Origin of the sequence: Pseudothermotoga sp. (assembly GCA_025060105.1) — a bacterium.
Taxonomy (GTDB): domain Bacteria; phylum Thermotogota; class Thermotogae; order Thermotogales; family DSM-5069; genus Pseudothermotoga_A.
In genome coordinates this window covers 64,367-86,019 of sequence record JANXCS010000007.1, presented here as the reverse complement: position 1 = coordinate 86,019, position 21,653 = coordinate 64,367, and the positions used below count along the sequence as shown (strand labels likewise).

Annotated in this window: 23 protein-coding genes; 13 read left to right on the top strand and 10 right to left on the bottom strand. The window is 45.6% G+C overall.

The annotated features are described in order from the left end of the window. Window positions 1-90: 90 nt before the first annotated feature. From NZ875_07650 to cutA, 13 genes are all read left to right on the top strand, one after another. Window positions 91-1,233: an ABC transporter substrate-binding protein gene (locus tag NZ875_07650; protein ID MCS7175608.1), complete on the top strand. Its 1,143-nt coding sequence runs from the start codon at window positions 91-93 to the stop codon at window positions 1,231-1,233. Window positions 1,234-1,300: 67 nt separating this feature from the next. Further along, complete coding sequence (locus NZ875_07645) at window positions 1,301-2,161, top strand: branched-chain amino acid ABC transporter permease (protein MCS7175607.1); 861 nt, start codon at window positions 1,301-1,303, stop codon at window positions 2,159-2,161. Further along, a complete protein-coding gene (locus tag NZ875_07640) occupies window positions 2,158-3,069 on the top strand; it encodes a branched-chain amino acid ABC transporter permease (GenBank protein MCS7175606.1) in 912 nt (303 codons plus the stop codon). Before NZ875_07645 ends, NZ875_07640 begins: the two co-directional genes overlap by 4 nt. Beyond that, window positions 3,011-3,763, top strand: a complete 753-nt coding sequence (locus NZ875_07635; GenBank protein ID MCS7175605.1) for an ABC transporter ATP-binding protein — start codon at window positions 3,011-3,013, stop codon at window positions 3,761-3,763. Before NZ875_07640 ends, NZ875_07635 begins: the two co-directional genes overlap by 59 nt. Beyond that, complete coding sequence (locus NZ875_07630) at window positions 3,747-4,457, top strand: ABC transporter ATP-binding protein (protein MCS7175604.1); 711 nt, start codon at window positions 3,747-3,749, stop codon at window positions 4,455-4,457. Before NZ875_07635 ends, NZ875_07630 begins: the two co-directional genes overlap by 17 nt. A gap of 18 nt (window positions 4,458-4,475) precedes the next feature. Continuing rightward, window positions 4,476-5,927, top strand: coding sequence for an alpha-glucosidase AglA (gene aglA / locus NZ875_07625; protein MCS7175603.1), 1,452 nt, complete (start codon window positions 4,476-4,478; stop codon window positions 5,925-5,927). A gap of 14 nt (window positions 5,928-5,941) precedes the next feature. Further along, the gene (locus tag NZ875_07620; protein ID MCS7175602.1) at window positions 5,942-7,390 is read left to right on the top strand and encodes a glycoside-pentoside-hexuronide (GPH):cation symporter; all 1,449 of its coding nucleotides are present in this window, start codon (window positions 5,942-5,944) and stop codon (window positions 7,388-7,390) included. A gap of 100 nt (window positions 7,391-7,490) precedes the next feature. Further along, entirely contained in the window at window positions 7,491-8,729 is a 1,239-nt protein-coding gene (locus NZ875_07615) for an ABC transporter substrate-binding protein (protein MCS7175601.1), read from the top strand. 61 nt (window positions 8,730-8,790) lie between these two features. After that, on the top strand, window positions 8,791-9,645 hold the full coding sequence (locus NZ875_07610) for a branched-chain amino acid ABC transporter permease (GenBank protein ID MCS7175600.1): 855 nt from the start codon (window positions 8,791-8,793) through the stop codon (window positions 9,643-9,645). A 5-nt stretch (window positions 9,646-9,650) separates the two neighbouring features. Continuing rightward, the gene (locus NZ875_07605; protein ID MCS7175599.1) at window positions 9,651-10,619 is read left to right on the top strand and encodes a branched-chain amino acid ABC transporter permease; all 969 of its coding nucleotides are present in this window, start codon (window positions 9,651-9,653) and stop codon (window positions 10,617-10,619) included. Then, window positions 10,600-11,355: an ABC transporter ATP-binding protein gene (locus tag NZ875_07600; protein MCS7175598.1), complete on the top strand. Its 756-nt coding sequence runs from the start codon at window positions 10,600-10,602 to the stop codon at window positions 11,353-11,355. Before NZ875_07605 ends, NZ875_07600 begins: the two co-directional genes overlap by 20 nt. Then, window positions 11,321-12,028, top strand: a complete 708-nt coding sequence (locus NZ875_07595; GenBank protein MCS7175597.1) for an ABC transporter ATP-binding protein — start codon at window positions 11,321-11,323, stop codon at window positions 12,026-12,028. Before NZ875_07600 ends, NZ875_07595 begins: the two co-directional genes overlap by 35 nt. Window positions 12,029-12,099: 71 nt before the next feature. After that, entirely contained in the window at window positions 12,100-12,417 is a 318-nt protein-coding gene (cutA, locus tag NZ875_07590) for a divalent-cation tolerance protein CutA (protein MCS7175596.1), read from the top strand. Here the strand turns inward: cutA and NZ875_07585 are convergent. From NZ875_07585 to NZ875_07540, 10 genes are read right to left on the bottom strand one after another with little or no spacing between them, the layout of a single operon-like run. Beyond that, window positions 12,400-13,191, bottom strand: a complete 792-nt coding sequence (locus tag NZ875_07585; protein MCS7175595.1) for an alpha/beta hydrolase — start codon at window positions 13,189-13,191, stop codon at window positions 12,400-12,402. The two genes, cutA and NZ875_07585, sit on opposite strands and share 18 nt — an antisense overlap. A gap of 11 nt (window positions 13,192-13,202) precedes the next feature. Further along, window positions 13,203-14,186 (bottom strand): ketoacyl-ACP synthase III, encoded by a 984-nt coding sequence (locus NZ875_07580; GenBank protein MCS7175594.1) that lies wholly within the window; start codon window positions 14,184-14,186, stop codon window positions 13,203-13,205. A 2-nt stretch (window positions 14,187-14,188) separates the two neighbouring features. After that, the gene (locus tag NZ875_07575) at window positions 14,189-15,886 is read right to left on the bottom strand and encodes an alpha/beta fold hydrolase (protein MCS7175593.1); all 1,698 of its coding nucleotides are present in this window, start codon (window positions 15,884-15,886) and stop codon (window positions 14,189-14,191) included. 4 nt (window positions 15,887-15,890) lie between these two features. Beyond that, window positions 15,891-16,769 carry a branched-chain amino acid ABC transporter permease gene (locus tag NZ875_07570; protein ID MCS7175592.1) on the bottom strand — a complete coding sequence of 293 codons (879 nt, stop codon included), beginning with the start codon at window positions 16,767-16,769 and terminating at the stop codon, window positions 15,891-15,893. Next, entirely contained in the window at window positions 16,756-17,472 is a 717-nt protein-coding gene (locus NZ875_07565; protein ID MCS7175591.1) for an ABC transporter ATP-binding protein, read from the bottom strand. The genes NZ875_07570 and NZ875_07565 overlap by 14 nt, the downstream gene beginning before the upstream one ends. Beyond that, window positions 17,465-18,235 (bottom strand): ABC transporter ATP-binding protein, encoded by a 771-nt coding sequence (locus tag NZ875_07560; GenBank protein ID MCS7175590.1) that lies wholly within the window; start codon window positions 18,233-18,235, stop codon window positions 17,465-17,467. Before NZ875_07560 ends, NZ875_07565 begins: the two co-directional genes overlap by 8 nt. Window positions 18,236-18,282: 47 nt before the next feature. Next, the gene (locus NZ875_07555) at window positions 18,283-19,440 is read right to left on the bottom strand and encodes an ABC transporter substrate-binding protein (GenBank protein MCS7175589.1); all 1,158 of its coding nucleotides are present in this window, start codon (window positions 19,438-19,440) and stop codon (window positions 18,283-18,285) included. A gap of 28 nt (window positions 19,441-19,468) precedes the next feature. Further along, entirely contained in the window at window positions 19,469-20,215 is a 747-nt protein-coding gene (gene fabG / locus NZ875_07550; GenBank protein MCS7175588.1) for a 3-oxoacyl-[acyl-carrier-protein] reductase, read from the bottom strand. A 14-nt stretch (window positions 20,216-20,229) separates the two neighbouring features. Beyond that, entirely contained in the window at window positions 20,230-20,937 is a 708-nt protein-coding gene (locus NZ875_07545; protein ID MCS7175587.1) for an ABC transporter ATP-binding protein, read from the bottom strand. After that, on the bottom strand, window positions 20,937-21,650 hold the full coding sequence (locus NZ875_07540; GenBank protein MCS7175586.1) for an ABC transporter ATP-binding protein: 714 nt from the start codon (window positions 21,648-21,650) through the stop codon (window positions 20,937-20,939). The genes NZ875_07545 and NZ875_07540 overlap by 1 nt, the downstream gene beginning before the upstream one ends. Window positions 21,651-21,653: the final 3 nt, after the last annotated feature.

Here is a 21,653-nt window from a genome sequence, read left to right as displayed (position 1 = left end):
GAAAGATCATCGACGAAAAAGCCTTCTTGAACGAAATTTTGACAAACGAGTTGTCAAGATGCTACAATTCAAAACAGGGAGGGATTGCTGGTGGCAAAGAAAGTTTTCGTAGCATTCTGGATTTTGCTATCTTTGCTCGGTTTGGGTACTATCAAGATAGGATTCTTCGCACCGATCACTGGACCGGCCGCGGCGGACGGGGCGAGTGCCCTGCATGGAGCGGAGTTAGCTGTGGAATACATCAATGCTCGTGGAGGGGTTCTAGGCCAAAAGGTTGAACTAGTTTGGTATGATGATAACTTCAAAGCCGATCAAGCTGTGAACATAGCGTACAAATTGGTTCAGCAAGATAGAGTAGCGGTTGTGGTGAGCGGTTCTTACAGTGGAATGACGAGAGCGGCCGCCGGGATATACCAACAGCTGAAGGTACCCATGATATCAGCTTATGCAGTCCATCCTGAGATAGTTGCAACTGGAGATTACATATTCAGAGTGGGGACACTCGCGACAGTTCAGGGAAGGGCTGGGGCACATTTGGCGGTGCGAAAGCTTGGAGCAAAGAGGATCGCTATACTGACCATCGACAACGATTTCGGCGTTTCCCTCACCGCTGGCTTCAAGGAAGAAGCGATCAAACTCGGTGCTGAGATAGTGTTTGAGCAGAGATATCCCCTCGGGGAAACAGATTTCAGACCGATCTTGACTCGAATCAGAGCCTTGAAACCTGATGCTATATACGCAACGGCTTACTTCTCGGAAGCTGCCAGATTGGTTTCACAAGCTAGGCAACTGGGTATCTTTGTACCAATCATAGGTCAAGAAGGTTATGATTCGCCTCAGTTTGCCAAGTTGGCTGAAGCGGGAGCTGCGAACGGTGTGGTGATCACCACAGATTTGGATAGGGACAGTGAAAAACCGATCGTGCGTTGGTTCATCGAGGAATACGCTAAAAAATACGGCTTGGACGCAGATATGGTTGCTGCATCGGCCTTCGATGCGGTGATCGCGGCGATCAAGGCCATAGCGCTCGCTGGTAGCTACGATCCTGCCAAAATCAGAGATGCGTTGGCGAGTATAAAAGCTGGCGATAAAGAGCTAGAAGATTTTGTCACAGGATTCAGAGGTTTCACTGAAAAGAGAGAATCGCTCAGAACTATCACCTGTCAAATTTATCTTGGAAACAGGTTCCATTGGTTCTGGGAAGTCACGGATCCCAAGATCGTCACACCGTAAAAAGATTGGGGGCTTTCCGCCCCCATATTTTTGTCACAGAGAACGAGAAGAAAGTGGGGAATGAAGGTTGCTACAAAACGTTGTGAACGCTTTGGTACTCGGTAGTAGCTATCTGATGATCGCAGTGGGTTTGACGTTGATATATGGGATATTGAAAATACTCCACATAGCACACGCCGGTGTATACGCCTTCGGCGCTTTGTTTACGGTTTATCTCTATGAGTTGGGTCTTTCGATGGTTTTCGCAATCTCTTTCTCGCTCATTGCTTCTTCACTCTTGGGTGCCTTCATCTACAGAGGTTTTTACAAGCATGTCCTTGAGAGAGGACGCATCGTTCCACTAGTTATGAGTGTTGGACTGTTCGCGGCTATGGAGGATCTATACAGGCTCTTGTGGGGACCGTACAAACGACCTTTCGATGTGCATTTGATCTTGCCCGATCTGATCACACCGAATCTTTATCTCGGTTCGAAAGGAATTTTGATGCTCATTTGTACAGCCATCGTGATCTTTCTTTTGTATTTGTTGATGATAAAAACGAAACTTGGAAAATCTTTGAGGGCTTGTGCCAACGATTTGAATCTGGCCGGCGCCTTTGGAATCGATACCGATAGAACCATCACGTATGGCTTTTTGATAGGTTCCGCTCTGGCAGCGCTCGGTGGCATTCTGGTAGGATTGTACGATAACACGGTGTATCCAACCATGGGAAGTGTCCCCTCATACAAAGCTTTCGTTGTGGTTGTTCTGGGCGGCTTTGGAAGTATCAGAGGAGCGGTGATGGCCAGTTATATATTGGCTTTGGTCGAAACGCTGATAGTTTATAAATTTGGGTTTCTATTACCAAGGGATGCGATTGCTTTTCTAGCCATGATAGCGCTGTTGATGTTCAAACCTGAAGGTTTGTTTGGGAAGGTGCAAAGATGAGTTTGGACTACTTCTTGACGGTTTCCGTTTTTACGATGATAAACACCATACTCGCGCTCAGCTTGAACATTTTGATCGGATACGCTGGCCAGGTTTCCTTGGGTCATGCAGCTTTCTTCGGAATCGGTGCCTATGCATCCGCAGTGCTAACAGTCAAATTCGGTTTAGATTACTGGTTGGCCCTGTTGTTTTCAATTCTAGTGAGTGGTCTAATAGGATTGTTGCTTGGTTTACCTGCTCTCAGAGTGAAGGAAGATTTCTTGGTTCTTGCAACCATCGGTATCAACTTTGTCGTTGTCTCGGTTTTCAATTATGTCAAGTTCTTCGGTGGACCGTATGGTATCTTGGGCTTGCCAAGGCCGAAGTTGTTTGGGATCGTTTTCAACACAAAAATTTATGCACTCTACGTGCTTATCTGGACTACAGTTGTGTTTTTCTTGGTCAGATATATTTCCAACACCTATTTGAAACTCGGTTTTGACACACTGAGGGAAAATGAAGATGCCGCAGAGTCGGTGGGCGTGAGCTCGGCGAGGTACAAGATGTACGCTTTCGCGATGGCTGGTCTGATGGCTGGACTCGCTGGAAATCTTTGGGCTCACTACATGACGGTCGTATTCCCCGACAATTTTTCTTTTCCAGTGTCTATAGGTATTCTGACGATGGTCGTCGTTGGAGGAGTGGGAACGCTCTTTGGCCCTGTGGTCGGAGCAGTGTTGATAACCTTCTTACCAGAACTGTTGAGGTTTGCTAGAGATTACAGGATGTTGATCTATGGATTCATCATAGTTTTCACGATGTTCTTCATGCCTAAAGGTATCGTTGGAAGCATGAAGGAGCGGATCTTCGGTGAAACTCCTCTCGGTAGAAAATATATCGAAAAGGTTCGGAGGGTTACAGGCTCTTAAGAACGTTTCTCTCGATGTCGAGCATGGTGAAATCAGGGCGATAATAGGTCCAAACGGTGCCGGGAAAACGACGCTGTTCAACATAATAAACGGTTTTCTCCAACCAGATTCAGGAACAATAATCTTCAATGGCAAGAGAATAGTGGGTTTGAAGCCCAGTGAAATAGCTAGACTGGGGATTGCGAGGACCTTCCAAATTGTCAAACCGTTCCTCTCTTTGAGCGTGCTGGAGAATGTAATGGCAGGGCTTGGAGTGAGAATGTATTCAGAGCTTGAGGCTTTTTACAAATCACCGTTCGAGAAAGAATATATCGAAAAGTCTTGGCAGATACTCCAAAACGTTGGTATAGAAAGGTATGCTTACGTGGCGGTTGGAACTCTCCCGCTAGGTTTACAGAGAAAGGTAGAGATCGCACGCGCTTTAGCGACGGAACCTTCATTGATCCTCTTGGATGAACCGGTGTCTGGTTTGAACGATCTCGAAACGCAGGAAATGGTTGAGTTGGTGAGAAAAATAAACAGTTCAGGCGTGACGATACTTTTCATTGAACACGATATGCGTTTCACAGTACAGGTTGCTCAGAGAATAACCGTTCTGGATTACGGTGTGAAGATCGCAGAGGGTAGCCCGCAAGAAGTCATGAGAGATCCAAAGGTGATAGAGGCTTATTTGGGGAGTGAGGAGGTTGCTTGAAGTTGAGAACCTCTGTGTTCGGTACGGTAAGATCACGGCGGTCAAGGATGTGAGTTTCTCGCTGAACGAGGGAGAATTACTCGCGATCGTTGGAGCCAACGGTGCGGGTAAAACGTCCGTTTTGAATGCGATCATGGGGCTTGTGAGTGTCCATTCAGGTAAAGTGATATTCAACGGAGTTGACATAACGAATCTGAAACCTTGGGAACGATCCAGAATGGGTATTTCGATAGTACCTGAAGGTGCGAGACCTTTTGCCGATATGACTGTGATGGAGAACCTGCAGATAGGTGCGATGATGCTCGATAAAAGCGAGGCGAGACGTAAGATAGAATGGGTGTTTGAGCTCTTTCCCAGATTGGCAGAGAGGAAGAAACAACTTGCAAAAACTCTGAGTGGAGGAGAAAAGCAGATGTTAGCCATCGGGAGGGCTCTGGTAGGACGTGTGAAACTTCTCATCATGGATGAAGTTTCCCTTGGTCTGATGCCACTTCTTGTCACGGAGATGTTCAACGTGATCAAGAAGTTGAAGGAGGAGAGATTGACTATACTCTTAGCGGAACAGAATACTCGAAAAGCATTGCAAGTTGCGGATGAGGTCTGTGTGATGCAGAACGGTTCCATCGTTCTAAAGGGTAAAACGCAGGAGCTCATAGACAGCGAACAGATAAGGAAGGCCTATCTAGGCATTTGAGTGGGAAGGAGGAAGAGTATGGCACCTGTGAAGATCAGTATCATAGGAGCTGGTAGTGCGGTTTTTTCGATGCGTCTGGTTAACGATCTTTGCAAAACGAAGGGTTTATCAGGAAGCCTTGTTTCCCTGATGGACATCGACGAACAAAGGCTGAATGGAGTTTATGAACTTGCCGTGAGATATGTGAAAGAACTCGGAGCCGACCTCAGGTTCGAAAAGACCACATCTTTAGAAACGTCTCTGCACGAGGCTGATTTTGTCATCAACACGGCCCTCGTTGGTGGTCATGCTTATCTAGACAAGGTGAGAGAGATAGGTGAGAGATACGGTTACTACAGAGGTATCGATGCACAAGAACTCAACATGGTTACAGATTACTGCACGATAACGAATTTCAACCAACTGAAGTTTTTCGTGGATCTTGCCAGAATGATGGAGAGAATTTGTCCCAACGCGTGGCTCTTGCAAACGGCCAACCCAGTTTTTGAGGGCACGAATCTCATAAGTCGCTGTTCAAAAATAAAGGTGGTCGGTTTCTGTCACGGCCATCACGGTGTGATCGAAATGGCTGAAGCGCTGAATTTGGATGAAAAGAAGCTAGATTGGCAGGTAGCTGGTTTCAACCATGCGATATGGTTGAACAGGTTTTTCTACGATGGGGAAGATGGGTACGAGTTGTTGGACAGGTGGATAGAGGGGGGCAACCTTGAGGGGTGGAAGCCTAGAAATCCTTTTGATGTGCAGATGAGTCCTGCAGCGATAGACATGTACAGGTTTTACGGTATGATGCCGATAGGGGACACTGTGAGGAACGGGACATGGTATTACAACAAAGACTTCGAGACGAAGAAGAGATGGTACGGTGAACCTTGGGGTGGACCAGATTCTGATATAGGTAGGCGATGGTTGTACGATCAACTCGCGTTGGGTGTTGAGCTCATCAAAAAATTTGCTCAAGATGAATCGTTCAGTTTCAAAAGATTTGTAAATTATTTTGGGCCGTTACTGGTAACGTTACCAGAAGATATCAGACAAACCGTTGAAATGTTGCTCGATGCAAATAGACTCTCCAACGAGCCAGTGGTCCAGTTCATAGATTCACTTGTCAATGGTAACGTTCGGAGGTTTGTGATAAACGTTCCGAACGAAGGTTACATAGAGGGCATACCGGATGGGGTGTTTGTGGAGGTACCAGCCGTTGTGGACAAAGATGGTTGGCATGTGGAGAGGATAGAACCGAAGTTGAGCGAGAAGGTGTTGAAGTTTTACCTGTGGCCGAGGATGTTGAGGATGGAGTGGGCGTTGTATGCGATCATGAACGGTGACAAATCCGCGTTGATAGAGTTCTTGATGAGAGATCCCAGAACAAATTCTCTCGAGCAGGCGAAGAATGTCATAGAAGAGATACTCAATTTATCCGAGAACCTATCGATGAGGAAACATTACGAAAAGAATTTGAAATTCTGTTGATGGAGGGAAGAGGCATGAGTGAGAAGCTTTCTTTGAAAACTAAGATAGCTTACGGTCTGGGGGATCTCTACGGTGGAGGAGCGTTCATAATCATCGGTACGTATTATTTGTACTTTCTGACGGACATTTTGAGGATCAATCCCGCCCTCGCTGGTACTGTGATCATGGTGAGCAAAATTTGGGACGCGGTGACCGATCCGATCATGGGTGTGATATCCGATAGAACGAGAACGAGGTTCGGCAGAAGAAGAGTATACTTTTTAGCAGGTATTCCATTCATATTTCTCTCCTTCTTCTTGATGTGGTATCCGGTGAGTTTCGCCAGTGAAATACAGCGGTTCATTTATGCCATTTTAACGTACATGTTCTTCACAACGGTGGCAACCATGGTCATGGTCCCATACAACGCCTTAGCACCAGAGCTGACGATCGATTATAACGAAAGAATTTCACTCACATCCTTCAGAATGCTTTTTTCAATGGTTTCATCGATATTCTGTGCGATCCTACCCCTTGAGATCGTAAAGAGATTCGACTCTCCGCTCAAGGGATATACAGCTATGGCTAGTTTCTTTGGGGTTTTCTTTGCCGTACCCTTCATATTCACTTTTGCTCTCACGTTTGAAAGGCCTGACTTTTGGAAGAAACAATCCAAATTCAGTTTCAAAGAAACTTTCATCGAACCTTTCAAGAACCGTTCTTTCGTTTATGTTCTGCTGATGTATTTGTTCTCCTTCTTGACGATGGATGTGATCATGAGTATTCTCATCTACTTCATGACTTATTATCTGAATAAAGGACACATCACAAACCTCGCATTGGGAACACTTCTGATCGCCGAAGTCCTCGTTATACCTTTCTGGTCTGCAGTTGGAAGGCGTTTGGGTAAAAAGACAGCCTTTATTTTTGGGCTTCTCATTTGGATCATTGTTATGCTGTTCAGCTTTGCGATCACCCCAGACAGTCCAACTTTCGTTGCGTTCTTGTTCGCAGCTGCTGTGGGAATCGGAACGAGTGCCGTCATAATCATGATCTATTCGATTTTTGCAGATGTTCCTGATATCGACGAACTGGAAAGCGGACAAAGAAGAGAGGGTATCTTCTCAGGACTGTTCACATTCATGAGGAAGATGAGTTCGGCTGTGGGGATCTTTCTGATATCGAACATAGTGGCTGCAGCAGGTTATGTGCCACCGAGAGAAGAGATCATAGATGGTGTGAAGAGAATCATTCAACAACCTCAGAGTCAGACCTTCATAATGATTCTACGTTTCGTCTTTGCGTTGCTCCCCATAGGTTTGCTTCTATTGAGTCTGTTCTTCACGTTGAAATATCCTCTGACTAAGTCTATTCACGATAGACTCAAACAGATTCTTGAATTAAAGAGGAAAAACGAAAAATTATCACAAGAACTAAGAGCAGAAGAGCTTTATTTGAAGAGAATCCTTTTGGGAAAAGGCTGAGTATCTTTTGACACGATCATATTCAAAACGTTATAATCAAAAAGGTTGTGAGCAAGTTTGTTAACATTTTCACAACACTTAAAGCCGAGGAGGTGTTTGTATGAAGAAGTTGCTGGTGGTTATTGTGTTACTCGTGAGCTTTTTAGTGCTAGCACAGGAAGTCGTCAAGATCGGAGCTATCTTCCCGCTCACCGGTGCGGCGGCAGCAACAGGCGTCAAAATCAAATACGCGATCGAGGTTGCACAAGAGATCATCAATGGGGTATATCCAGAAATCGCTTTGTCATTAGCCAAATCCGCAGGTTTACCTAACCTGCGCGGAGCGAAGGTTCAAATCATCTTTGCGGATCATCAAGGGAACCCAGAACTCGCGATGGCTGAGGCAGAGAGATTGATTAGGAATGAAAAAGTTGTAGCACTCATTGGATGTTACCAATCTTCCTGTACGAAACCTGCGAGCCAGGTGGCTGAGAAGTACGGAATACCTTTCGTTGCAGGATCCTCCAGTTCTGCAGCTCTCACTGAGAGAGGTTTGAAGTGGTTCTTCAGGATTGCTCCACACGATGGTATGGAAACAGTCTTCTTCTTCGAGTACCTGAGATACCTCAACGAAAAATTCAATGCGAACATAAAGAAAGTTGCTGTGGTGTATATCGACAACGAATATGGCGTGCACGCGGCACAAATGGTGAAGGAAAAAATCAAGGACTTTCCAGAATTCAGTCTCGTTGCTGATGTGAAATATCCTGTGAACGCTACAAACGTGGATATCGAAGTTCAAAGGGTCAAATCTGCAAGACCAGACGCGATTTTCCATGCATCTTACATAGGTGACATGACGATGTTTGTCAAGAAGTACAAAGAATTCAACGTTGTTCCTAAGGTAGTGCTCTCCTACTGTGGAGGGTATCAAGATCCACAGTTCGTCGTTAACCTCGGTAAGGATGCTGATTACTTTGCTGGAACTAACGCAACGACTTCTGCTCTGTTCTCGAAGATGCCAATCCTTTCAAAGATCAACGAGATGTACAAGGTCAAATCAAACGTCGATATCGATGGACCGACTCTAGAAGACTTCGCTTCCGCACTCGTCATAGCTGAGGCGATAAACCTTGCTGGTACAACCGAACCGGCCAAAGTGTTGGAGGTTCTCAAGAACCACACCTTTGAGGCACCGTATTTTGTCTCTGGGAAGATCAAATTTGGCCCCGATGGGCAGAATGTTTACTCGGCTTCCGTCATGACACAGATCCTCAACGGGATTTATGAGGCAGTCTGGCCGGAAACTTATCAGACAAAACCACCTGTACCGCAGTTCCCAGATTGGACGAAGAGGTGAAAAGAGGGGGGCATAGTTGCCCCCCCTTTAAAAATTGTAAAGATCGTGGAAGGGGATGAACATGCTCGGTCAACTTATCGTTACTGGTGTACTCGTTGGCAGTGTTTACTCGCTTGTGGCAGTTGGCTTGACATTGATCTGGGGTTTGATGGACATAATCAATTTTGCACACGGGGATTTCATGATGATGTCCATGTACATTGTTTTCTGGCTCTATGCTCTTTTGAAGTGGGATCCATTGATTTCATTACCCATTGCAGCGATCGTTACTGCATTGATAGCAATTCTTTCCTATAGACTCGTTATAAAACGCGTTGTGAATGCACCTGGGCTCATGGCTTTACTTGCAACTTTTGGTTTGAGTTTGTTCATCAGAAACTTGGCCCAATTCTTATGGAGCCCAAACTACAGATTCGTTGGTGAATCGATCTTGTCTGGGAAAAGGTTCATCATCTTCAATGTGGTCATCGGCTTGCCACAGCTCGTCGCGGCGTTCGGCAGTATCGTCATGACGCTCGCCGTGGCGATGTTCATAAAAAAGACTAAATTTGGAAAAGCGATTCAGGCAACCGCGCAGAGTAAAGATGTAGCGGAATTGATGGGTGTTGACACCGAGAAGGTGTACATGTTTACCTTCGCACTGTCCGGTGTTTGCGTGGGTGTGGCCGGTACGCTCCTTTCTGGCATATTTCCGGTCTATCCAGAATCCGGCGCGATGTACGGGCTTCTGGCGTTCGTGATAGTGGCACTCGGTGGTTTTGGAAACATATGGGGCGCCTTTTACGCAGGTATCATGATCGGCCTTGCTGAAACGATAGGAGGTTTTTACCTTGGCACGCAGTTCAAGTATGCAATAGCTTTTCTGATTTATCTGCTCGTTCTTCAGTTCAGACCCAAAGGTCTTTTCGGGTGGTGAACGGGATGAGAAAAACGCCTTTACTCGTAATTCTTTTGGTTCTATTGTTACTTCCCTTGATCGTGAGAAACGTCAACTTTCAACACGTCATGTTGATGACCATCATCTTTGCAGGCCTTGGGGAAGCTTGGAACATCATAACAGGTTTTGCGGGGCAAACCTCCTTTGGACATGCAGCCTTCTTTGGTATAGGTGCTTACACCTCAACGGTTCTCTTCTACAAGTTCGGTATCTCGCCGTGGCTTGGTATGATGCTTGGCGCTGTGTTCGCAGGCATTATAGCCTTTTTGGTAAGTTATCCATGTTTTCGATTGAAAGGTCACTACTTTGCTGTCGCCACACTTGCGGTGGCTGAGATTATAAAACAACTGTTTGTGAGCTGGGACTACGTTGAAGGTGCAACAGGCATCTCTATACCGGTTGTTCCGGACAGTTTATGGGCGATGCAGTTTCATGGATCGAAGATGCCTTACATACTGATCGCTTACGGTCTGTTCATTTTGACCTTGTTCGTTTCCATTTCGATCGAGCACAACAAGATGGGTTATTACTTGAAAGCCATAAGGGAAAGCCACGAAGCGGCGGAAGCCTTAGGCATTGACACCGCAAAGTACAAGCTGCTGGCAATGATTGTCAGCTCGATGTTGACGGCCATTTTCGGCACGTTGTACGCACAGTACATACTCTATATAGATCCATTCATGGTGTTCGGGCTTGAAACATCTATGAAGATCGTTTTACTCACCGTCTTGGGCGGACTGGGGAACATTTATGGTCCGATCGTCGGGGCAGCCATTCTGATTCCTCTCTCGGAGTACACGCGTACCTATCTCGGTGGTACTGGTAAAGGTATAGATCTGATGATCTACGGGGTACTGATAATGGTCATCGTTATCTTCGAACCGAGGGGAGTACTTGGACTTCTGAGAATTCGCAAAAGAAGGAGGATCGAATATGGCAAAACCGTTGCTTGAAGTGCGGGGAATTACGATGAAATTTGGTAGCCTCGTGGCGAACGATAACGTTTCGTTCGTTGTGAAAGAAGGCGAGATCGTCAGTCTCATAGGTCCAAACGGTGCGGGCAAAACCACACTCTTCAATTGCATAAGTGGATTTTATAAACCTTTCAGTGGGCAGGTGTTTTTTGACGGAAAGGACATAACGGGTAAACCCTCACACGAAATAACCATGATGGGTTTGACGAGAACCTTCCAGATCGTCAAACCTTTGAAGGATATGACCGTCAGAGACAACGTGTTAACTGGTGCCTTTTTGAGATCCTCCAATAAAAAGGAAGCTCAGAAGATAGCAGAAGAAGTACTTCATTTGACACACTTGTGGGACAAACGTGACATGTTCGCTGGAAATTTGACGATCGCTGATAAAAAGAGGCTTGAGATAGCACGAGTCTTAGCAACCAAGCCGAGAATGATCATGCTTGACGAGGCAATGGCTGGCTTGAATCAGTCAGAGATAAAGGAAGCGATGGATCTATGTGTGAAGCTCAACAGATCCGGCATAACGCTCTTAATCGTTGAGCACATCATGGAGGCGATCATGCCAATATCCAACAGGGTTGTCGTTCTGAGTGCAGGCAAGAAAATCGCTGAAGGCAAGCCAGTTGAGATCATCAACAACGAGGAAGTCATCAAAGCTTATCTGGGGGAGAGGTACTATGCTAAGAGTAAAAAACTTGACCGCAGGTTATGACGGGATAGCCGTAGTCTTCGATGTTTCTATATCGGTCGGCGAAGGTGAATTCGTTGCAATCGTGGGCTCTAATGGTGCTGGTAAGTCAACCGTTCTGAGGACGATCTCTGGCTTGTTGAAACCCATAACCGGTGAGATAGAGTTTCTGGGTAAACCCATACACAGATTCACTGCACACGAAATAGTGCGCTTAGGGATAGCACACGTGCCTGAAGGCCGACATGTATTCGGTAAAATGTCCGTGAAGGACAATCTCTTGATGGGTGCCTACACGCTGAACGATCGTGTCAAGATCAGCAGACTACTGAAAGAAGTTTTTGATCTGTTTCCAAGGCTGAAGGAGCGTGAAAATCAGAAAGCCGAGACTCTGTCTGGTGGAGAGCAACAAATGCTCGCCATAGGTAGAGCGTTGATGGCCGATCCTAAGCTCATACTCGTTGATGAAATGTCACTCGGTTTGATGCCGATCATGGTAGACAAAGTTCTAGATGCACTGAAACAAATAAATAAAGAAAAACGCGTTGCCATTTTGCTGGTCGAACAAAAAGTTCAAGAAGCTTTAGAAATAGCTGATAGAGGTTACGTGCTTCAAACCGGTAGGATAATTGCGCATGGATCTGGGAAAGAGTTGCTCGAGAGTGAGCTGGTCAAAAAAGCTTATTTGGGCATGTGAAACGACATTTGGCATTTTTAACTCTCAATTTCTACACTCACGATTCTGTGTGGGTTTGTGGAGGTGCTCGAATGGTTTTGATCTACACCACCTTTCCAACGAAGGAAGATTGTGTGAACGTATGCAAGCGGCTCCTCGAAGAAAGGAAGATCGCTTGTTTCAACATCTTTCAAATTCAATCTGGTTACTGGTGGCAAGGTAGAATCGTTGAAGATCAGGAATGGGCTGCCATTCTGAAAACGGACAAGTTCAAAGAAGATGAGGTTTTCGAAGTGTTGAAAAAATCTCATCCTTACACTACACCAGCCATCATCTCGATAGAAGCAAAGAATGTGGACAGAGATTATCTCAGTTGGTTGATTGGAACGATATCAAACCAGCAAAGCTAAGTGTGACCTTACAAGATACGAGACGATCCACGGTTTTTCCACCACGATGGCGTGCCCAGTATCTGGTATACACACCAATTTGGAGCCTTTGACTTGGGAAGCGATCTCGTATGAAAAGTGTGGAGGTTTCACTCGATCGTACTCGGCAACTATAACGAGTGTTGGGCAATCTATCTTCGAGAGCTTCTCAACGAGAGGATCGTGTTCCATCTGTAAGAAGGAATCTAATAACATGATGGCACCTTCGTAGTTGAAACCACTCATCCTGGTCACGATGTTGCTCAACAGATCTGGATGTTCATCTATGAACTTTTCACTGTAGACATCGTTCAACCAACTCAGCACGAACTTGATGGGATCTTTCGTCTCGGCACCTGCTTTCCATCTCAACGCGAGGTTTCGAATGTAAGGAGTCACGCGTGCTGTGGCCGTGATTACTACAAGACTTTTCACCATCTGTGGATATTTGATGGCGAAGTGCATCCCAACTTCTGCACCGTAGGATGTGCCGACCAAATGCAACTTGTCTATGTTTAAATGATCACATAGTTCCTTCAAATCTTGAACGTGTTTTTCAAACGAACAATCCCCATTCGAAGAGGTCCATTGACATCTGAAGTTGTGTGTGAGTACTGAATAGCGTCCCTTCAGATCTTTCAGAAGAAAATCCCAGCTGTGACAGTTCATGAAAATACCGTTCAACAGTGTTACTACTTCGCCTTCAGCGGGATGAAACTCGTAATCTATCAAAACGCCATCGGAGGTTTGGAACATTCTTCATCACCTCACACTCTGAAGGCAACAGCCACTTGTTGGTATCCCACCCCCGAGGTGAGAAAGATGATGATCTTACCTTCAAGGTCGTTCAATTTCCCTTCATCGTAAGCATCGTCATAAGCCATGTAGACACAAGCTGAACCAGTGTAACCGTACTTGTGCATGATCATGTACGCTTTCTCCTCTGGAAGTCCTATGGTTTCCATGACCTTTTGTATCGTCTTCTTTCTCACCTGGGTGAAAAAGATCATTCCAATTTCGTCCTTTGAAAAACCACATTTCTCCATCAACTTGTTGAGCAACATGGGCCAACCTTCCTCGTTGACCGTGGCTGGATAAGCTGCTCTCAAATCGAGCTTATGTAGCCCTCTTTCAAAACCTTGAATGTTCATCGTCCCTGCTCCCATGTAAATACCCCAGTTGTACCACCAACTACCATCGCTCCGAGCGACACTACCAAGATAGCCTGGTTGCTCAGATGCAGTTAAAATGAGAGCACCGGCGCCATCTGAAAATAGTGCTTCCCATGAATACTTCCAGTTCAAAAACTTAGTCATAGCGTAGACACCTATCACAAGAACATTTTTGTAATCACCCATGGCTATGTAACGTGCGGCGATATCCAAAAGCAGAGCTCCATTGGCACAAGAAGCATTCACATTGAACGCAAGAGGTTCTGCTTTATGCGCACCGATGAGGTATTGAACCCTCGGCGCATCTGGAGGAGATATGGCTTCGGGTGTGTCTGTGCCGACGATGATCAAGTCTATCTCTTCTGGTTTCATGTTGATCCTCTCAAGGGCTCTCTTCGCTGCTTCTGCTGCCATGAACGTGGGAGTTTCTTCATCGTTTGAAAGGTGCCGATGCTTTATCCCGATTTGCTCTGAAAAGTAAGGATCGATCTTGAAATGAACAAGATTTTCAAATTGTTCGTTGGTCATGATTTTGCTTGGAACATAACGACCAGAAGAAACGATCCTTGCATGTTTCATGTTCAAACCTCCTTCAGAAAATTATGGACCTTTTTCAAGAACAACCCTGTTGATTCAACGAATGGTGTATGACCCGCGTTCTGAATGATTATTAACTCGGCGTTCAAAGCTCGAGAGGTTTTCTCCATTTGTTCGCGTGTCAAAAGTGGATCCATATCACCCCAAAGAACCATCGTTTTAACTCGATATTGCTCAAGTTCTCTGGTCAAATCGAACTTGGCAAGCTCTTCTGCATGTGCGTACACAGCGTTTGGATTCATCTTCAAAGCATCATCCACGAGTTTCTCGACGAATTTTCTATCCCTCACAGAACTCAGTAAACCGTAAAGTGACTTTCTCACCATCGATCTGTTTCTTTTGTAAAGCTCAAGGTATGGCAAATTCTCACTCGGTGTTTGTAATCCATCCACGGGACATGGGTCGATCAAAATCAAACCTTTCAACAAATCAGGTCTTCTTAAAGCTAATTTCATCGCTACAGCTCCACCAAGAGAGTGTGCCATCAGTACAACCTGCTTCAAATTTAGCTTTTCTGAGAATTCTTCTACTGCTTTTGCGTATGTATCGATGCTTGGATTACACCAATCTGAAAAACCAAAGTTGGGTAAATCCAACGCAATCGTTCTGAACCCTTCGATCTTTCCTAAGATCGGTTTGAACCATCTGAAAGAACCAAAGTTCCCGTGGATGCACACGATCGGGACTCCTTCGCCTGCCTCAACGTAGTGAATTTTCCCAATTGAAGTTTCGATGAACTTACCTTCGGGTTTTCCACGTTTTCTCTTGAACCAAACTAGAGGGAGTTCTCCCCATTTGAGCCAGAAATTGGTGACATGGTAAGCTATTCCCCGTGGCATGAACAGCACGGTCAGTATCAATATAGAACCAAAAATTATGGAGAGTGAAAAACGTGTCCTGCTGAAAAAGAATGGCAGGATTGTGTACAACGCCGCACCAAAGAAAGGTCCTATTTCTAAAGCAAGTCCACCGATAACAACCATCGCTAACAGATCCAAAGATTTTCCGAGTCCAAAGAGGCTTGGTGCTATGTAACCTATCGTGTGCGCGTACAGTGCTCCAGCGAGTGCCGCGAAAGCCGAGCCAACACTGAAGGCGATTACTTTGTGATAAGTCAGATTCACACCAAACACTCTCGCAACCAATTCGTTCTCCCTTATTGCCGCCAGTGCTTTACCTGTTTTACCCTTGACGATCGATCTCAACACGTAAAAACATAGGACCAAGAAGAACAGGACGACATAGTAACTCACCCTGTCAGTCCCAAACAGCTTTATGTTCCTCATTCCTATATGTCCACCCGTCAACTCTGACCAAGCACCAAAGAGTTGTTCCACTGCGACAACGAACCCCATCGTCACTATCGCGAGGTAGAATCCTTTCAATCTGAGCGCAGGAAAACCTAGAAGAATGCCTGTGATTCCACCAAGGAAAGTTGCTGCGATCAAGGATAGCGGTATGGGAACAGAAAATTTTTGTACCAAGATCGCCGATGTGTACGCGCCAACACTCATGAAAGCCGCGTGACCTATGGAAATTTGACCAGCATAACCCATGATCAAGTTCAATCCCATAGTTGCGATGGAGTAAATCATGGTCAAGCTCAGAAGTGTGAGTACAAAACCACTGATCTTAGGTAAAATGGGGATCAAAATCAAAGCTAACAGCAACAACCATTTCATTTTTTTACACTCTCCTGATCTCTTCGCTCCCGAACAACCCTTGGGGTCTAATGAGCAATATGGCGACGATTATGCCCAGTGACAAGGTCGTTTTCAGTTCGTTGCTTATATAACCACCTATCAGGTTCTCTATGACACCCAAAGTCAATCCACCACACACAGCTCCAAGGAGGCTGTCGAAACCTCCGAGTACCGCAGCAGTGAAACCTTGAAGTTGATAATAGATCATCATCGTTGGAGAAACGTAAGTCTTTGGTGCTCCGAGTACCGCAACCACCGTTCCCACCGCAGTGCCAACCATCCAAGACCAAGATACAACCCTGCCTGGATTGATACCCATCAGTTGAGCTGCCCTCTCGTTTTCGGAAACAGCACGCATGGCTATCCCAGCTTTCGTGAATCTGAGAAGTAGAAAGATCATTACAGATACACCCAACAAAATCGTGAAGAGCAAAAGATCCTGTCTTCTGAGCACAACTATCCCAAAGTTGCCTCTCAGTACGAACGGTCTTCCCACTATCAATTCTGGGATGGATTTGTATTGTGTCCCCCATATCTGGGTTGCGAGTCCTTCTAAAATCATCAGTAATCCGAAGGTCACTATCAACATCGAGCCGTGTGAGAACCTCTTCAAGGGTCTCAACGTGAAACGTTCCACCATGTAACCAAAGAGAGAACTTATAGGTATCACGAGAATCAATGCAGCCCAAGAACCAAAGCCCATGGCAACGAAAGTATAAGTCAAATACGCCATGAACATCGCCATGTTCCCGTAGGCAAAGTTCATCAGACCTGTAACTTTGAATATGAGTACTATACCTATGGCTGTCAAGGAATAAAAAGCACCAGTGGAAAGACCGAGAATCAACCTATTCAGAAACACCCATTTTCCCTCCTAAATAGCTTTCGATCACGAAACTGTCCTTCAACAATCGCTCAGAAGGACCCTCGAGAACTATCCTTCCCGTTTGTAAAACATAGCCATAGTTGGAAATCTTCAAAGCAGCATAAGCACTCTGTTCAACCAAAAGGATCGTCACACCAGCTTCATTTATTTGCTTGATCACTTTCATGATCTCGGTGACCAAATTCGGTGCTAAACCTGTGGAAGGTTCGTCGAGCATGAGTAGTTTTGGTTTTGCCATGAGTGCTCTCGCTATCGCGAGCATCTGTCTTTCTCCACCTGAAAGCGTGCCAGCTTTTTGTTTCAGACGTTCTTTCAATCTGGGGAAAAGTTTAAAAATGAACTCTAAATCGCTGGAAAAATCATCTTTCCTCAGGTATGCACCTGCTTGTAAGTTTTCAAAAACGCTCATCCTATGAAAGATCATCCTACTGTCAGGACAAAGAACCAATCCACGTTTGACTACCTCGTGTGCTTGCAATTTATCTATCCTCTCTCCTTCGAAGATTATCTGACCAGAGGCGATTCTGTTCAAACCCACAATGGCTTGCAGAAGTGACGATTTACCCGAACCGTTGGCACCGAGTATCACTGTGATGGAGCCTTTATCTACCCGAAGTGAGACGTTCTTCACGGCGATGACTGGGCCGTAGGTGACAGTTACGTTTCTGATCTCAAGCATCCTCCATCTCTCCCAGATAAGCTTTGATGACCCGCGGATCCTTTCTAACTACCTCTGGTCGCCCCTCGCTGATCTTCTTACCAAAGTCCATGACCGTCACTATGTCCGACACATCCATCACCAATCGCATGTCGTGTTCTATCAGCAAAACGGTTACACCCATCTCATCCCTCATGCGTCGAATGATCAACATCATCTGTTGAGTCTCGGTTTCATTCAAACCTGCAGCTGGTTCGTCCAGAAGGATCAACTTCGGCTCAGACATGAGCGCGCGTCCTATCTCAACGAGCTTTTGATGAAAGAAAGGTATCGTTCCAGCATAACTCAAAAGTCTGCTTTTCAAACCCAAAAAGTCTGCCACATGGAGTGCTTTTTTGTACATCTCATAGTTTCGAATCAATTTTTTCTTACTCGAAAACAGATCGTTCAATAAACCTCCTTCGATTCTGCAGTGATAACCAACATAGAAATTCTCTAGTACCGTCATATACTTGAACACAGCAACATTTTGAAAAGTCCTCGCCACGCCCATGGAGATGATCTGGTGTGGACTGGTATGGATCAATTCTTTACCGTCGAGCTTTATGGTGCCTGAATCAATCTTGACTACACGAGTTATCGCGTTGAAAACCGTTGTCTTTCCAGCCCCGTTGGGACCTATCAGAGAGTGAATCTCGCCTTGTTCCACAGCCATGGAAAAATGATCCACAGCAACGAGTCCACCAAACTTTACAGTCAGTGAATTTATCTCTAACAGAGCCAATGCACATACCTCCGACAAAGAGGAAGGGGGCCTTTCCCCTTCCTCATTCAAAGTCCTATGAGATCTGTCACTGCTGTGAAAGCACCTTTTTCGATCTTCATGAAATACATCGTTGATTTTCCACGTCTCAAACCAGGTCCCCACGTGATATCCTTCGCTAAGATACCGTTCCAATTCTTGAAGGTCTCTAAGGCTTCAACAAGTTTCTCTCTGGATAGGTCTGGTCCAGCCCTTAGCAGACCCTGTACGAACACTTCAGCTGCAATGAATCCGGCCACAGCGTAAGAAGACATGATCTGGTTGGGATAACTTTCCTGGAATATGGCCACAGCCCTTTGATAATCTCTCAAGAACTCAGGTCTATCTGGTGTTGCCAACGGGACCCATCCTGTGAGATAAACGCCCTCGGCGTACTTGCCAGCCAAGTTTATGAAGCTTGGATCTGCGTTCGCATAGGTGGTCACGATGGCAGCGTCTACACCGTAGTCTCTTAAAGTTTTGATCCATCTCACAGTGTCCGTCAAGAAGCCGTATATCACAATGGCATCCGGTGAGACTTTCAACACGTCGACTGCGAGCGCACTGTAATCCGTTTCAAGTGGATTGTAAGCGATTTCGATGGCTGGCTTCATACCATATTTTTCGAGTCTCATTTTCACTGCAGCTAGACCTTCTTTACCGACATCGTTCGCCATGTAAATGACTCCGATCTTTCTCTTCTTCAAATTTTCGACCAAGAATCTGGCGATGAGCTGACCTTCCAAAGTGTAGTCTGGCTGCACTCCAAAGATGTATCTCTTCGGTGGTACGACCAACAAGCTTGTACCCGCACCTTGGTAGACAAACGGTACTTTGTTCTGTTCCAGATAATCCATGACGGCTAGGCACCCATAAGTACCAAGACCGCCAACGATTGCAAAAACTTTGTCAGATTCAACCAGTCTCTTCACTTCAACGACAGTCCTGGTTGGGTTGAGTTGATCATCCGCGATGAGCAATTCGATCTTCCTGCCGTAAACACCGTTGTTCTTGTTGATCCAGTTGAAGTAAGCGAGCAAGCCTTTGGACATCTCTTGACCTATGACCGCGTAAGGTCCAGAAAGCGCTTGGAAAGTTCCAACTACGATTTTGTCTGGATAAACTCCGACCTCAGCAAAGGTCAAGATCACGGCTAAAACGAACGATACAACCAGCAGTTTCTTCACCACGCATCCCCCCTCAAAAGGTTGAGTTTCAAATCGTTAAACCTCCATCTACACCGATCACTTGTCCTGTGATGTAAGAAGATTCGTCACTCGCGAGAAACAAATAAACATTTGCCACTTCTTCTGGTTCTCCCATTCGCGCCAATGGTGTTCGACTCACGACCGCCTCGATGATCTTTTCTGGAACTTTCTCCGTCATGGGTGTTCTTATGAACCCCGGAGCCACAGCGTTGACCCTTATCTGTGCACCTTTCCGAGCGAGCTCTTTGGCCCAAGTTTTTGTCATCGCAATCACGCCACCTTTGGTTGCCGCATAGTTCGTCTGGCCAATGTTTCCATAGATTCCAACGACTGAGGAGGTATTGATGATCGATCCTTTTTGAGCTTTCATCATGTGAGGTGCGACGGCTTGAGTCATGTTGAACACACCTGTGAGGTTCACGTTGATCACCGCATTCCAATCTTCCTCTGTCATTTTAACGAGCAAGGCATCCCTCGTGATCCCAGCGTTGTTCACAAGCACATCGATCTTTCCGTATTTACCGACGATTTGTTCGACGATCTTAAATACTTGTTCTCTGTTGGTCACATCAAGAATATAAGGATCAATGGAACCAGGTAACCCTTGAGCATCTTCGACAAGTTTCTTCAAAGCTTGTTCTGACACATCACATGCGCAGACCGTTGCACCTTCTTTCGCGAAGAGCAAACTTGCCGCTCTACCGATACCGCTCGCAGCTCCCGTGATGATGCACACCTTTCCTGACAATCTCACAGAATCACCCCTTCCTACAAACCAAGATAGGCTTTCTTCACGTGTTCATTGTTGATCAAATTCTGTGAAGAATCCTCCATGACTATTCTACCGTTTTCAAGCACGTAACCCCTTTCGACCACCTTCAAACCTTGTCTTACATTTTGTTCTATTAGGAGGATTGATACGCCCCGTTTTTTGATATCTGCAAGCTTTGAAAAGAGCTCTGAAACGATCGATGGTTGTAATCCAACGGAAGGTTCATCAAGAATCAAAACCTTTGGGAAAGACATGAGAGCCCTTGCAACCGCCACCATTCTTTGCTCTCCACCACTCATCGTTCCGACTTTCTGTTTCAACCTTTCCTTGAGGACGGGAAAGAGGGTGAAAACCAGCTCGAAGGCTTCTTTCATCTTTTCTCTTCCGTGTGGTACATAGTTCGCACCTGCCCTGAGATTTTCCTCAACGCTCATGGCCGGAAAGAGCTCGCGTTCCTGTGGAACGAGTGCTATACCTAGTTTCACGATCTTGTGGGTCTCTAAATTTGTTATTTCAATTCCATCGAAGAAGATTTTACCTGAGATCGGTCTGAGAAACCCCAAGACACTGTTTACAAGCGTAGTTTTACCAGCACCGTTGGGACCAAACAGCCCAACGGCTTCACCTTCTTTCACTTTGAGTGAGACATCCCAAAGGACTTTGACTTTACCGTATGCCACGTTCAATCGATCTATCTCCAGCATCACGCTTCCTCCCCAAGATAGGCACTCACGACTTTCGGATCGTTAGCAACCTTTTGATAAGAACCTTCTGCGATGATCTCGCCCCTATCGAACACAACAACTCGATCAGTCAGCTGGTTTATCACACTCATCACGTGCTCTATAACGCATATGGTTAAACCCTTTTGTCGTAAATGACGTACCAATTGGATCATGTGCTCCATCTCTTCATAGTTTAATCCTGCCATGACTTCATCTAGGATTAGCAACCTTGGTTCACACGCGAGCGCTCTTGCGATCTCTAATTTTTTCATCTCGAAAACGGTGAGTTTATCAGGCTTTCTATCGGGTTTATCCAAACCAACGAGTTCACACACATGTACAGCAAACTTACGTGCTTCGGACAAGGACTTGCCTTTGGCAAAAAGAAAAGAAACCATGATGTTTTCAAGTGCGGTGAAATCTCTCAATGGACGCACAAGCTGGAACGTTCTAGCTATCCCCATCCGCGCTCGCAAATGTGCTGGAGTAAACGTTATATCCTTCTCGTGAAAATAGATGCGTCCCTCCGTGGGATAAAGAACACCAGATACCAAATTGGTGAAGGTAGTTTTACCCGCACCGTTGGGGCCTATGATACCAAGTATTTCTCCAGGTTGTATCTGCAAATTCACCGATTTGATTGCAACTAAACCTCCAAATCGCTTAGTTAGATTTTCAGTTCTCAACAACACAAC